Origin of the sequence: Pseudoalteromonas sp. P1-16-1b (assembly GCF_001401785.1) — a bacterium.
GTDB lineage: Bacteria > Pseudomonadota > Gammaproteobacteria > Enterobacterales > Alteromonadaceae > Pseudoalteromonas > Pseudoalteromonas undina.
The window spans coordinates 36,214-51,723 of sequence record NZ_LKGQ01000001.1; the positions used below are offsets into that span (position 1 = coordinate 36,214).

Genomic DNA, 15,510 nt, shown 5'->3' on the forward strand with positions numbered 1-15,510 from the left:
TATATTACAGCAATTCTAAATACCAACCTTGGCAATTAAAAAAGGTAAGTGCTTTTGAGTAAGTTTTTCTTCGTTGTTTACATATTTTTATTAGTTTGCATGCAGCAGAGCTTTGCCTCACAAACTTACTCTGAACAATTACAACGCGCATCCAAAAACGAACAATTGGCGCAAAGCTTTGTTGTAAAATCTGTCCAAGATGATATTGGCTATGTGTGGATTGCAACTACACAGGGGCTATTTCGGTTCGACGGCTATCAAGTTACGCCTTACGAAAACCAAACAGATTTAAAAAACAACTACATTATTAATATGTACAAAACCAATAACGGTAGCATACTTGTAAGCACACAACTTGCAGGTAGCTATTTAATTGATCCAAGTAGCTTAAAGGCTAAACAAATATACTCAGGTCATTTAAACCAAGACCAAGAAAAATACTCTCCCGTTATTGCAGTGGTTGAGGAGCTTACACACTTTTATTTTTCTATTGATTCGCACGTATACCGGTTTGATAAAAAATCAAAACAATTAACACTCGTCGCATCTTTGCCTGATGAAAATATGTTTATCCGTGCATTGTCACTTTATCAAAACACCTTATATATAGGTTCCGATCAGGGCCTGTATAACTACAGTTTTATCAATAACGAACTCCAACAAACAACACTTAGCGACACACAAAAAGTTACTAACGATAGTAACAACGTAAAATTTTTATCAGTAGACCAAGAATTTGGGTTGATGGTTGGTACGGTTGAGGGAATGTATCGGATTGCTTTTGATGAAAATAAAAATATAAACCCTACTGCAGTATCAACACTTATTAGTGACTATAATATTTGGGATTATGTAAACACACCCTATGGTGAGTTTATTGCTACAGAAAGTGGTTTATTTGAGTTTGATAGAGCAACCTTAAAGCTCACTGCTATTTTAAACTTCAAAGATAGTAGCTACAACATAACAGAAAACACCATCAACGATATTATGTTTGATGAATCCGGTTTGTTATGGCTTGGTTCACGAACTCACGGGGTATTAACGTGGGCAGCACAAACTAAGAAGTTTAAAAGAATTACACTGCCTGAAAATAATATTGTAAATGTTATATATCAAGATACACAACAATTGCTCTGGATAGGCACTGACGATGGACTTGTTCGTTATAACTCAAAAACGAAAACGAGTGATTTATTTTTACAATCTAAAGATAACAAAGCAGCTTATGGTTTATCTGCTATTGGTGATATTTTTCCTGCCAACACTAAAGGTGAGAACTATCTTTGGCTAGCTACTTTTTTTGGACTCGAGCTTTTTAACAAAGAAACGGGAACATTTGAACAAAACAAATTTATCACCGAGCATAATCTAAATACTGACTATTTATTTGGTATTACTCAGGTAGCGCCCGATAAGTTTGCTTATATCAATAATGATAACTTCTATATATTTGACGGTAACTCTGGTGAAAATAGAGTTATAAAAGGCTTAAAAGAGCTTGTATCGCCCTTACAAGCTTACGCATTCCATACCCCTTCAACGATGTTCCCTGGCGAGCTACTTTTAAGTACCTCTGATACTTTTTATAGGTATAACGAAGCAACTGGCACTTTAACTGCTATTTTTAAATCTAAAACGGCAAAAAAGAACCTGTACCATACGGTCGAGAATTATTACTACGATGCAAAACGAAAACTACTGTGGTTAGCAACAACACAAGAAGGCTTAATTGCCGTTAACGCTGAAACATACGAGCAAGCTCATACTTTTAATAAAAACAATTCATTAAATACTAACTCTATATTTGAGCTTATTGCCGATGATAATGATTTTTTATGGGTTAGTTCTGACAACGGACTGTATAAACTTAATTTAGATTCATTAAACGTAACAACTTATACAATAAAAGATGGCCTAAGTAGCAATCATTTTACTGCACTTGCAGCACTTAAATTGCAAAATAATGAACTCGTGTTTGGTAATCGTAGCGGTGTACTTCAGTTTGACCCCGATCAATTTAAGAGTAAACAACAAAACACCCAAAGCAAGTTAGCAATTACCAATATCAATTTATTTTCAGAGACGCTCAATTATACACCTGAAAAATATCGTAATGAACCGTTAAAACTAAAGCATGATGATATGGGGTTAACGGTTCGGTTTTCTAATTTTGACTATAAAAATATAAGTAAGACCTTCTACCGAGTAGAGCTTACTGGCCCCTCATCATTGAGCTATAACGATTTAAAATCTAACCAGGTGTTTTTTACTAAATTACAACCTGGTGATTATGTATTATCAGTATCAACTCAGCAGCGTAATGGAGTCGTTACTAGCGAACCTGTAAGGCTTAAATTTAGCGTCGCCTATGCACCTTGGCAGTCTCCTCTCGCTTATGCATGCTACTTCCTTGCTGTGACCATAATTCTGTTTTTATTTTTTTGGCAATACCGTAGCCGTAAAATAGCAATTGAGCGCGCCCACCGTGCAGCTATTCACTCTAAAACTCAAACTGAGCTCGCACTAAAAAGCAATAAAAGTGGTGTTTGGAACTATAGCTTTGCAGACAATACTGTAAACACAGCTAGAGGTATGGAGTTAGGCTTTGAAGACTTGCCTGATCGCATTGATATACAAAGCTTTTTTAATATTATGCATCCTGATGAGCGCCGCAGAATACAAAGTAAGTGGGATGCATTTATAAAACAGACTCAGTCGCAAGACTGGCAAGCGACTTACCGGTTACGCCACAAAGATGGTCATTGGTTGTGGTTTCATGACTTAGGGCAAATTATTTATAATCAAGACACTAAAAAGCCTGGGTATGTATCTGGTATTTTTACTAATATTACTGAGCAGTTAGCAAACGAACAGCAAGCAAAAATACTCGGTGAAGCATTTAGCCAAATCAATGACTTTTTACTTATCCTAGACGAAAATCTAATGCCTTTTTCAGCTAATAATAGCTTTATGGAGGTATTTTCTGATGATGGTGATGAGGGAGCTGTTACCTCAGAGCTATTTGTCAAAGCCATTGGGCAAACCAAATGTAAAGAGTTTGCAGCCACATTAAAGGCACTGCAACCCAAAGAGAATTGGCGAACAAATGCCTATGTTAATACTACAAAAGCACAGCAGCATCCTATTCATTTAAGTGCCACAGCTGTCGCTAATGAAGAAGGTAAAGTTGGCTATTATGTTATTGTTATAACAGATTTAACCGAACAAAAGCGTGCTGAGAATGAGCTACGTTATTTGGCCAACTATGATGCGTTAACCGGGCTACCTAATCGTAGTTTAATGAATCAAAAAATTGAAAATGCCATTACAAAAGCCGCTAAAAACGACTTGCAATGTGCGGTTATATTTATAGATTTAGATAAGTTCAAACCTGTAAATGATTCGTTTGGACATGCCGTGGGCGATAAATTACTGTGCAACATTACCGAGCGAGTTGGCTTATATCTGGGCGACCATGCGACCTTTGGCCGTCAAAGTGGTGATGAATTTTTAGTATTAATCGAGAACATTACCTCTATGTCTTCACTGCAGCATACACTTAACGAAATGAGTAGTGAGCTGGCAAGTAAAGTTATTATTGAAGACTTTTCTATTAATATATCTGCCAGTATTGGTATTGCCTTGTACCCCCATGATGCAAACTCAACAGATGCCTTAATACGTAATGCAGATATCGCTATGATGCATGCAAAACAAGCAGGTCGAAATGGATTTCAGTTCTTTAATGAAAAAATGAATGAGCAAATCAAACAAAAGCTTATCCTTGAAAATGACTTAAAAGATGCCGCAAAAGATAACCAATTTTTTAACCATTACCAGCCAGTAGTTAATACAAAAGATAAAACAATAAGTGGTGTTGAATTATTGATGCGCTGGGAAAACCAAGGAAAACTAATCTCTCCGGCTTTATTTATACCGGTAGCAGAAGAAACTGGCTTAATTGATATGCTTACAGAGCAAGCATTGCAACGTGCAATTACAGAGCTTGCGCCTGTTCTTAGCGTTAACCCACTGTTTTATATTTCGTTAAATGTATCACCAAAACATATTTTAAAGGCTAATATAACCCAGCGACTAAGCGCTATACTTGAAAAAGCCAATATCAAGCCACAGCAAATACGTCTTGAAATTACAGAAAACACGCTGTTAGAAGATAAGCACAAAGCAGCTAAACAACTTAAAAGTCTTCAAGCTGCAGGGTTTAAGCTGTTTCTAGATGATTTTGGTACTGGCTATTCATCACTCACTTATTTGAGCCAATTTCCAATTAACGTAATAAAAATTGACCAAAGTTTTGTAAATAGTATCGGCATAGATAAAGGTGACGAATCGATTATTAAAACAATTTACTCGCTTGCTGAAAACTTAGAGCTATATTGTATTGCTGAAGGGGTAGAGACGCGGGAGCAACTAGACTTTTTAACGAACATAGGTTGTCATAAGCTACAGGGCTACTACTTCGCACGTCCTATGAGTGCCAGCGACCTAATGAGCCCTGCATGCTTTGAGAAGATTATTGATTTAATCTAAAGCTATGGTAAAGAAGCGACTTAACCAAGTCGCTTTTAGGTTAAAATTTTTAATGTATGTGCTTGCATTCATAGCTTTCGATTTGTAGCACACTGTTACGAACATTAAATTTATCTGCAAGTAGTTTGATTACTTTTAAACGACATTCTTCATCATGCTTTTCTATAGTGCAATGTTGCTTTAACACTACGTGAGCACCTACTATCACTTTTTTATTCTTACGAACAACGGTAACGTTATGCACATTTGCAACATGCTCCATGCTGGTTATTTCTGTTTCGATATCTTGGACTTCTGGCAATTTTGCTTTATTTGAACGTAGCCCTTTAATACAACTAATTATCACCTTAATTCCCGTAAATAGTACAAATGATGCAATTAACATACTCGATAAAATATCAATCACATTCCAGCCCGTAATATAAATAAGAACACCGGCAACAAAAGTGGAAACAGTCGAGATTAAATCAAAAAACGAATGTAAAAATACCGCATACACATTAATACTAGCCTTACGGCCTTTATACAGCACCCACGCTGCCGCACCATGAAATAAAAAACCGATAGCTGCAATCACCGACATTAAATAACTATTTATGATCAGCTCATGTCCACCTTTGTGGTCCAAAAAGCGCTCAGCTCCCTCATACAAAATAAGTAAACTAATGGCTAGATAGAGAATTCCGTTGATCAGACCGCCGATTAATTCAGCTTTTTGGTGACCGTCGTTGTAAGTTTTAGCCAGATGAATAGCGAAGCTTGAGGCAATAAGTGCTATGAATAGCGAACTGTTATGAACAAATAAGTGGCCGGCATCAGCAAGAACAGCCAGTGAGTTAGCATAATAAGCACCTATAAGCTGAATAACCATAAACGAACAGGTAATTGCAAGTGCAATTAATAGACGGCGACGGGAGGCGTGATGTGTAGTTATTTCTGTCATGAAATATAAAAGGCCTTTACTGAAAACGAAGTAAGCTCATGAAATAAAGCAAATTGGGAAATACGTAATGATATACAATCACAATTGTAATACGTAGGCCAAATAAACGCACTAAAAACTTAGTAAAATACAAAAAACTGTACTAAAAATAACTAAGCGGATACAAAAATAATAATTAATTCATAAATATGGGTAGTTTTCATATTTTAATGCGGAGAAACCAGTGAGCCATGACTCAAACAATACAATTTGGCAGGTTTTTAATCTTATTAATTTAGCCGTAATTGTTTATGATGATAAAAACCAAAACTACACATTAAATCAGCATGCCAAAACGTTACTCAAAATAGAGGATGAAAGTGCTGTTAAAAAAGGTGCTTTTAGCAATGTTGTGTTGCGCGACTTTAGTAATGATGAAATTGTCAGTATTGAGCAGTTATTTTCTTCTAATATAACAACCGTTTTATTAGATTCTGAATCCACTTTACAACTGTTAAATATTGATCATTCTATAATTGATGGCTCTATATCTATGCTCACTTTAGAGCAAAATCATACACTCACAGAACAATACAACTTTGATCATATTATCTCTAAAATCTCTACCAAACTTATTGATATACAAAACGATAATATAGACCAACAAATTAACTTTGCCCTCAAAGCCATTGGCACCGTATTAAAGGCTGACCGCAGTTATTTATTTGAATTTAACACCGACAACGAAACTATTACTAATACTCACGAATGGGTTAATAAGGGTATTGTTGCTTGCAAAGACAGACTGCAAAACATACCAAAGGTTGAACTCCCCTATTTTTTTGAAGTGATGAATGAGAACCATCTATTTCAAGTAAATGATATTGAGCTATTACCTACTAAAGCTGACGCTGAAAAAGCAGAGTTTAAAGAGCAAAGCATTCAGTCGGTTTTATGCATAGGCCTTCGTTTCGATGAAGAACTGGTAGGCTTCATCGGCTGTGATTGCGTAAAAACTAAGCGCCATTGGAGCAAAATTGATTTGATTAGAATAAAGCTCGTAGGTGAAATCATCAATAACGCCCTCAAGAATATTAACTATAAAAAAAAGCTGCAGTTAACCCAACAGCAATTAATTAACGCAAATACTAAACTCAATAAATTAGCGAATACCGATGCACTTACTGATATTGCAAACCGTCGCTTTTTCGATAGCACACTCAACAGTGAAATTAAACGTTGTGCAAGACATAATCAGCCTATTAGTTTGATTATGTGTGACATCGATTTCTTTAAACGTTATAACGATAACTATGGTCACCAAAAAGGTGATGACACATTAAAACAAGTGGCGCGCGCTTTAAAAAGCGTATGTAAACGTGAAGGTGATATAGTGGCTCGGTATGGAGGCGAAGAATTTACAATTATTTTGCCGGCCTCTAATAAAGAACAATGCCAAAAGTTTGCTGTACTAATACAGCAAAAAATTAAAGCATTAAATATTCCCCATGAATTTTCTTCTGTTACTCCTCATATCACAATGAGCTTTGGGTATTTTACCACTTACCCAAACGCTAATACTAATATGCAAACGATAATAAAAAATGCCGACATTGCTTTATACAAAGCTAAAAAAGCAGGCAGAAATCAAATATGTTCTTTTGAATAACGTATATATTAATTTTTAAGAACAAGTTATAGCTTCTATTCCCTGCAACCTTTGATATTTTCTTATCCTAACTAATAATTAAAACAAGTCCCGAATCAAAGCAAAAAGTTGCTCGCACAGTTAGGGCACACTTGGTAGCATAAGTGTATTGTCAAAGGAAGGAAGTTAATATGAGCAATAGCCAACATGCATTAGTGGTAGAGGGTGGTGCCATGCGCGGTATTTTTGCAGCTGGCGTGCTAGATGAGTTTTTAGCACAACAATATCAACCTTTTACCAGCTATTTTGGTGTATCTGCTGGAGCAACGAACGTCGCGGCTTATCTATGTAAGCAAGCAACTCGAAACTACAAAGTGATTACTGATTATTCCTGTAGGCCTGAATTTATTAACCTTTCCCGATTTGTTAAAGGCGGCCATTTGTTTGATTTGGACTGGCTTTGGCAAGAGACCATACGTGAAATTCCTTTAAATACCGACGAATTCTCTCAATCCCCTCACGACTTTTATATTGTTGCAACGGCAATCGAGTCTGGGCAAGCTCATTATTTACAAGCAACAGGCAGCGAAATGGTAGAGCAATTAAAAGCCTCTTGCGCTATACCCATAGCTTATCGGGATTATCCAAAAATAAATGGCATGGCCATGACCGATGGTGGCGTTGCCGACTCTATTCCGGTAAAAAAAGCTTATGAAATGGGGGCATCAGAAATAACGGTTATCCTTTCTCAACCTTTAGGCTATCGTAAAAAAGATAACAAAGTACCGTGGTTAACTAAACAACTCTATAAAGATACTCCTGCACTTGCACAGGCCACTATTCAGCGTTCTAAAAACTATAATGACAGTATTGATTTTTTGCATAATGCTCCACCTGATTGTAAAGTAAATATTATCGCACCTCCAATGGGGTTTAAAGTCGGTCGCACCACTAAAAATCGGGCTATACTCAATTCAGGCTATCAAATGGGCATAAGTGAAGCTAAAACCTACTTGAATAACTCTCGATTTGCTAAGGAATGATCATAAGCTATAAAATCAACCTATAAGAAGTATACATTGATATAACCTTTGAATTTACAGCTTACTCCAGCTATTAATTTTTAAACCAACGGGGTAATGTAATAAAGAACGATGTGTTAGTCGTCGTGTTGTCAAAAAATAGATTAAATTAAGGCATAGTGCTTGCTAGTATTTCTGTTACACACCAAATAAATTAAGGGTTTTTGTGAATTTTCTTCGATGCTTTCATAATATAGTCTCAGATCAGCAGCTAAGCTTTGATCAAAAAATTGCAGACTTACTTGCTTTTGGGCTCGATGTTTTTCAACTCGACTTAGCTATTATCAGCCGCGTAAAAAATGATTCTTACATTGTTTTACATGCCATCACCCCTGACAATTCTCTTGCTATTGGTACAGAGTTTGAATTAAACGGCACCTATTGCACGCATACCTTGTCGGCCAACTCTGCACTCGCATTTCATAATGCGTCGCAAAGTAGTATTGCAAATCATCCATGCTATATTAATTTCCAATTAGAAGCGTACATTGGTGCGCCTATACGAATAGGCAAAGACGTATTTGGAACTGTTAACTTTTCATCTGCTCAAGAATGCGCTCCTTTTAGCGATGAAGCCTATGATTATATTGAATTATTAGCGCAGTGGTTAGGCTCGGAATTGGCGCGCAATCAGGATAAAGCCAATCTCACTAAAAATAGTGACACTTTACTAAAGCTTGAAAGTGTTGCAAATATAGGCACATGGGAAGTCGATCTTGTTAATAACACCCTGTTTTGGAGTGAACAAACTCGACGCATTCATCAAGCCGAAGAAAGCTATACTCCAAATATAGAAACAGCCATTGAATTTTATAAAGCGGGCAAAAGCCGAGATAGTATTAATAAAGCGGTAGAAAATGCGGTATCTAAAGGGGAAAAATGGCACTTAGAGCTGGAAATAATTACCGCTAAGCAACAGAACATTTGGGTTTCAACCTTTGGTGAGGCCGAGTTTAACAACGGCCAATGTGTGCGGTTATTTGGTACTTTTCAAGATATAACTGAATCCGTAAAGTTACGCGAAGAGTTAAAACAAAAAAAAGCGCTTGCTGAACAGCTACTCAAAGATAGAAGTATGCTGTTTGCAAAAATTAGTCATGAGCTACGCACTCCGCTAAATGGCATCACGGGTATGTTAGCAACACTCATTGATGAACACGATTATGACAAGCGGGCGGAAAAAATTAAAGTCGCCCTGCGAAGTGCTGATATTTTATTGAATATTATCAATGAAGTGCTCGACTTTTCAAAAATAAATCATGGTGAATTAAAACTGGAACCTCACCACTCCCTACTTAAAACGGTATTTACCGATTTGGTTTCTTTATATTCGGTATTGTTTAGCAATAAAAACATTGAACTACGAGCCACTAACCTCATTCCTAATGATGTTTGGGTATATTGTGACACCTCTCGATTAAGTCAGATTGTCTCTAATTTACTGAGTAACGCGTTAAAATTTACAGAGCATGGATCTGTTTCTCTTGAATCGCAATTAGCAGTAGATACAAAGCACCCTTTACTCACCATTAAAATAACCGACACGGGTCGCGGTATGAGCGAGGCGTATTTAAACTCATTATTTAAGCCTTTTACCCAAGAGGTTGATGCTAACAACAATAAAGGTGGCACTGGGTTAGGCTTAGCCATAGTTAAAGAACTCGTTGGTTTTATGAATGGCAAAATTGAGGTAACCAGTGAGGTTAACGTGGGCACGTGTTTTACCTTAACTATCCCAATTGAGCTTGGTAAACAACAAACACAAACACCTAGCCTTAAATCTATTAATAGTCATAGTAATAAGCTATCGGTTTTAGTGGTAGATGATAACGAAATAAACCGGCTTGTATTAGAAGCGGCACTGGATAAGTTTAATATAAAATCAGACTTTGCTATAGACGGCCAAGATGCCCTGTTAAAATGCAAGCAAAAGCATTTTGACCTTATTTTTATGGATTGCATCATGCCTATCATGGATGGTTTCGAGGCCACTAGGCAACTAAAAGCACAAGGTATTTGTGACCCGCAACAAACCTATATTGTAGCGTTAACTGCTAATGCTTCCTCACAAGATAAACTAAACTGTCAGCAAGCGGGTATGGATATGTTTATAGCCAAACCGTTTAAGCTTCCAGCGATAGAAGAAGCAATTACAAATACACTAAAAAGACTGGGCGTAGCCACATTATAACAACGAGTGTCGCCCAGATTAACTAGCACTAAAAACACAAAGGATCATTATGACAAATAAAATCATTGGTATTGTACTTATTGTTATTGGCGTAGCACTTGGTATGTGGGGTTATGATGTTTACGATTCTGCAGCTTCACAAGTTACTCGTGCATTCAATGGCGAAACCCCAGTAGAAGCATGGCTTGGCTTTATTGGTGGCGCAGTTTGTATTTTAGTAGGCCTTACCCGACTTAAATAGCACACAAAAAAGCCGCCTTTGGAGAGGGCGGCTTGGGTGAACAAACAGCTATGGGTGAGAGCTGTTTTATCAAGAGTCTTTACGCTAAAACTATTAAGCAGCGTTTTGCTCTGCATCGGGTGTTTGGCGAATTAAATAGTCAAAAGCTCCTAAGCTAGCAGTTGCGCCGGCGCCCATAGCAATAATAATTTGCTTAAATGGCGTATTGGTCGCATCGCCCGCACCGTATATACCTGGTAACGACGTTGCACCTTTGGCATCAATGAGTATTTCACCAAATTGACTAAGCTCAAGGTCACTCTCTTTTAACCATTCGGTGTTTGGTATCAAACCAATTTGTACAAATATACCGGCTAAAGCTAGCTCCTTACTTTCTCCAGAAACACGATCGGAATAATTCAAGCCTGTCACTTTATTACCATCACCGAGTACTTCAGTGGTTTGTGCATTTTTAATAATAGTAATGTTTTTTAAGCTATTAGCTTTACGAATAAGCACTTCGTCGGCACGTAACGTATCGGCAAATTCAAGCACCGTTACATGCTCTACTATGTTAGCTAAATCAATAGCCGCCTCAATACCTGAATTACCGCCACCTATTACAGCAACAGGTTTGCCTTTAAACAATGGGCCATCACAATGCGGACAGTATGCAACCCCATGGCCTTTATATTGCTGCTCGCCAGGTACGTTCATTTCACGCCAGCGCGCACCGGTTGCTAGCACAAGTGATTTTGCTTGTAATACTGCGCCATTTTCTAAAGTAATGTCATAGCCATCACTGCCTTTTTGAAGGTTTGTAGCGCGTTGGTTGTGCATTACATCAACATCGTATTCTTTAACATGCTCTTCAAGCTGGGCCACCATTTTTGGCCCTTCGGTTGCTTTTACTGAAATAAAGTTTTCAATAGCCAATGTGTCAGCTACCTGCCCACCAAATCGATCGGCAACTACCCCCGTATTTAACCCTTTACGTGCTGAATAAATTGCCGCTGATGCGCCCGCAGGGCCGCCGCCAACTACGAGCACATCAAACACTGATTTTTCATTCAATGCTTTGGCTTGGCGCTGTGCACCTTTGCTATCAACTTTATTTAGAATATCTGTTAGGCTCATTGCCCCTTGGCTAAAAGGTTCACCATTTAAGTAAACAGCGGGTACAGCCAATATATTTCTTTGCTCTACTTCATCTTGAAACAGAGCACCATCAATCATAGTGGCAGATATTTTGCTATTTGTAGCAGCCATTGTATTGAGCGCTTGAACCACTTGCGGACAGGTTTGGCAACTCAAACTGATATACACTTCAAAGTTTAGTTCTTGATCAAGTGATTGTATTTGCTCAATATCATCTTGGCTGGCTTTACTTGGGTGTCCGCCTGTGTGCAATAGCGCAAGTACTAAACTAGTAAATTCATGACCCATAGGTACCCCTGCAAAGGTAATATGAGTATTTTTTTGTGGCGAATGCACCACCATTGAAGGTCTGCGTGCCGTAGAATCTGGATTGTTACTCACACTAAACTTATCGCTTAGTGATGCTAAATCATTCGCTAAACTTTCTACTTCTGTTGACTTTTTGCTGTCATCCAAGGCGATAAGCAGCTCAACAGGCTGAGTCAGCGATTCAAAATGGCTTTTTAATTGGTTCTTTATGTTGTTGTCTAACATGGCTTAGCCCCTTACGGAAAAATAAAACAGCAGAACCCCCATGCCATCAGTGCATGTGCGAATTTTAGAAAAGAATGATGGCGTGGGAGAGTGCCCAGAGAGCCATGTAGGCTCACTGGTATTAGAGTCATGTTCTACTCTAAATTTAGTGAAGGTAAAGTTTAAATCTTACCAACTAGGTCTAGTGAAGGCGCTAATGTGTCTTCACCTGGCTGCCAAGATGCAGGACATACTTCACCGTCATGAGTGGCAATGTATTGTGCAGCTTGTACTTTACGAACAAGTTCTTTAGCACTACGACCAATACCTAAATCATGCGTTTCAACAACTTTGATTTCGCCCTCTGGGTTCATTACAAATGTACCGCGAAGTGCTAAACCATCATCTTCAATCATTACACCAAAGTTACGTGTAATGCGTCCTGTTGGGTCGCCAATCATTGGGTAAGTGATTTTACCGATTGTGTCTGACGTGTCATGCCAAGCTTTGTGCGTAAAGTGTGTATCTGTTGATACCGAGTAAACCTCTACGCCCATTTCTTGTAACTGTGCGTAATGATCTGCAAGGTCACCTAACTCAGTTGGGCATACAAATGTAAAATCTGCAGGGTAAAAGAAAAAGATAGACCACTTACCTAATACGTCTTTTTCAGTGAGTTCTACAAAGTCACCATTGTGGTAAGCTGTTGCATTGAAAGGTTGTAATTTTGTGTTAATCAATGAAGTGTTCATAGTATTCCTCATTTATGTTTAGTGTATTTAAAAAAGTTAACGCCTTGTGCGTTGGCTTGATTAATACAATAAGGCCATTGAGAAATTAAATAAAATTGATTGTTTAGATTAAAACAATCGATTTTTAAGATTGATGGAGATAAGAAGTTACAATAATTGAATGTGAGCTATCTTAAACTTAAAAATACTAGTTACACCATCAGAAAATGAGATTTTCAAATTCGTTTTCAGGTAAAGCTTTGCTAAACAAAAATCCTTGCCCTTCTTCACACTCAAGCGAAATAAGTGTATCGAGCTGTGCTTGAGTTTCAATGCCTTCACCAACAATCTTTAAATTAAGTGAGTGTGCTAAATGGGTAATTGCTTTCACTATATCTAGGCTTTGCTTATCATCAACCATATCTTTAACAAATGACTGGTCAATCTTTAATACATCAACAGGGAATAGTTTTAAATACGATAGACTCGAATAGCCCGTTCCAAAGTCATCTATCGCTATGCTCAAACCAAGGTTTGAAAGCCCGTTTAATATTCTACTTGTTTCATCAAAATCACTCATTAAAGCGCTTTCTGTCACTTCTAACTCAAGGTAACCACTAGGAAGCTCAGTATCCTCAAGTATTTGCGCTACGCTTTCTATAAATTTAGGATCTGTAAATTGTTTAGCCGCCACATTAACAGCAACTTTAATTGGATGACCTTTATCTAGCCAGCGTTTAGCAGCTCTGCAGCTTTGTTTTAAAACGCTATGACCCAACTTATTTATTAAGCCTGTCTCTTCGGCTAGTGGAATAAAGTGTAACGGCGATATAAAACCGCCCTCCTCATCTCTTAACCTTACTAACGCCTCAGCGCCTATAATTAATTTATTTTTTAGGCAAAGCTTGGGCTGAAAGTGAACTTCCAACGTGTCTTTTTCAAGTGCATTTCTCAAAAGCTTATCTATATTTTGACGTTGATGAAACTCATGTTCTAAGTCATCTGAAAAATAACAAAATCTATCTCTACCGTGCTCTTTGGCTTTATACATTGCTGCATCAGCATGCGACATCATTAATTCGGCAGAATCAGAATCAGTTGGATTAATACTAATTCCCACGCTTATAGTTAAATTAAACTCTCTTCCATCGACACGAAAAGGTTGATGCATTGCATACAAAATATCAGATGCAACAGCATCGACATGACACGCCGATTTAATATCGGGGAGCAATAATACAAATTCATCCCCGCCAACTCGGGCTAAGGTCGTATTTAAATCAACAATAGATTCAAGGCGTTTAGCAACCAGTTTTATGATTTGGTCGCCAACATGGTGTCCCTCGGTATCATTTAAATATTTAAAATGATCAATATCAATTAGCATTAATGCCACAAAAAAACCATTACGCACAGATACCTGACAGGCATGCGCAACGCGATCATGTAATAAAATTCGGTTGGGTAAATCGGTTAATTGGTCATGGTTTGCTAAATGACTCATTTTAACGGCCATCGCAATTGACTCGCTCACATCATGAAAAACTATAATCGCGCCAATAATATTACCTTTTTCATCCCTAATAGGAGAGGCAGAATCCTCAACCCGATGAATTCTGCCATTTAAGCTCGTTAATTGGCAATTAAGCGCCATAGCTACTCTTCGCTGCTCCTTTAAAGCAATAGAAATTGGATTAAGACTTTTATGCTTTGTGGTTGCATCCCGTAGTTGCATAACCTCTGAAATATAATTACCAACAGCTTCATGCATCACCCAGCCGGTCATCATTTCTGCAATCGGGTTCATAAACGTTATTTTTTCGTCTTTGTCAGTTGCTATAACAGCGTCGCCAATCGAGTTGAGCGTAACCCGCAATCTTTCAGATTCAATAGCAAGTAACCGCTGAGAATGCTTTAATTGTTGCTCTTGTGTTTTTAGTTTTAAATGGTTGCCAACGCGTAAACGGCACACCTTAAGATCGACTGGCTTTTGTATGTAGTCAATCCCACCCAGCTCCAAAGACAAATGCTCAAACTTACTTTCATTATGAGAGGTAATAAATATTACCGTTACACCACTGGTTTTGGGATTGTTTTTTAAGCGTCTACACACTTCTAACCCACTAATATCTGGTAATTCAATATCTAATAAAATAATTTCAGGTAAAAACTGCTGTGCTTTTTCAATCGCACCAAAACCAGTATCGCTGCATATAACTTCTGCGATATCTGATAAAGCCCCCTCTAGAATCATTAAACTAGAAGGCTCATCATCAACAATAAGCACTCGATGCGCAAAGCTTTGATCTATAGTGGTTAACACAATAAAGTCCCATAAAAAAATTAAACAAATGCGATTAAAGTCTAGCTGAGTTAACCTAAACGTCCATTAATTACCTAAAATACATACTAACAATATTAAATTTATTGTGTTAGCTACAAGATGTCTATAATCATCTGCAGTAAACATAAGCCAATAAAACCAAAACTC

The 15,510-nt window shown here is 37.6% G+C and carries 9 protein-coding genes; 5 read left to right on the forward strand and 4 right to left on the reverse strand.

Going from position 1 to position 15,510, the window contains the following annotated elements; translation table 11 throughout:
• Positions 1-99 precede the first annotated feature (99 nt).
• A complete protein-coding gene (locus tag AN392_RS00190) occupies positions 100-4,554 on the forward strand; it encodes an EAL domain-containing protein (RefSeq protein ID WP_055011443.1) in 4,455 nt (1,484 codons plus the stop codon).
• Between the two features lie 49 nt (positions 4,555-4,603).
• On the opposite strand, the gene AN392_RS00195 is transcribed toward AN392_RS00190, so the two are convergent.
• A complete protein-coding gene (locus AN392_RS00195; RefSeq protein WP_055011444.1) occupies positions 4,604-5,497 on the reverse strand; it encodes a cation diffusion facilitator family transporter in 894 nt (297 codons plus the stop codon).
• Positions 5,498-5,720: 223 nt separating this feature from the next.
• On the opposite strand from AN392_RS00195, the gene AN392_RS00200 reads away from it, so the two are divergent.
• The 4 genes from AN392_RS00200 (at position 5,721) to AN392_RS00215 (ending at position 10,638) form a co-directional block, all read left to right on the forward strand.
• Positions 5,721-7,145 carry a diguanylate cyclase domain-containing protein gene (locus AN392_RS00200; RefSeq protein ID WP_055011445.1) on the forward strand — a complete coding sequence of 475 codons (1,425 nt, stop codon included), beginning with the start codon at positions 5,721-5,723 and terminating at the stop codon, positions 7,143-7,145.
• 170 nt (positions 7,146-7,315) lie between these two features.
• Positions 7,316-8,167, forward strand: a complete 852-nt coding sequence (locus AN392_RS00205) for a patatin family protein (protein WP_055011446.1) — start codon at positions 7,316-7,318, stop codon at positions 8,165-8,167.
• 205 nt (positions 8,168-8,372) lie between these two features.
• Positions 8,373-10,397 carry an ATP-binding protein gene (locus tag AN392_RS00210; RefSeq protein ID WP_055011447.1) on the forward strand — a complete coding sequence of 675 codons (2,025 nt, stop codon included), beginning with the start codon at positions 8,373-8,375 and terminating at the stop codon, positions 10,395-10,397.
• A gap of 49 nt (positions 10,398-10,446) precedes the next feature.
• The gene (locus AN392_RS00215) at positions 10,447-10,638 is read left to right on the forward strand and encodes a DUF3185 family protein (protein WP_008115648.1); all 192 of its coding nucleotides are present in this window, start codon (positions 10,447-10,449) and stop codon (positions 10,636-10,638) included.
• Positions 10,639-10,731: 93 nt separating this feature from the next.
• Here AN392_RS00215 and ahpF read toward each other — a convergent pair whose 3' ends face one another.
• The 3 genes from ahpF to AN392_RS00230 all read right to left on the reverse strand — a co-directional run bounded on the left by ahpF (position 10,732) and on the right by AN392_RS00230 (position 15,342).
• Complete coding sequence (ahpF, locus tag AN392_RS00220) at positions 10,732-12,309, reverse strand: alkyl hydroperoxide reductase subunit F (protein ID WP_055011448.1); 1,578 nt, start codon at positions 12,307-12,309, stop codon at positions 10,732-10,734.
• 161 nt (positions 12,310-12,470) lie between these two features.
• A complete protein-coding gene (gene ahpC / locus AN392_RS00225) occupies positions 12,471-13,040 on the reverse strand; it encodes an alkyl hydroperoxide reductase subunit C (protein WP_055011449.1) in 570 nt (189 codons plus the stop codon).
• Between the two features lie 199 nt (positions 13,041-13,239).
• Complete coding sequence (locus AN392_RS00230; protein ID WP_055011450.1) at positions 13,240-15,342, reverse strand: EAL domain-containing protein; 2,103 nt, start codon at positions 15,340-15,342, stop codon at positions 13,240-13,242.
• Positions 15,343-15,510: the final 168 nt, after the last annotated feature.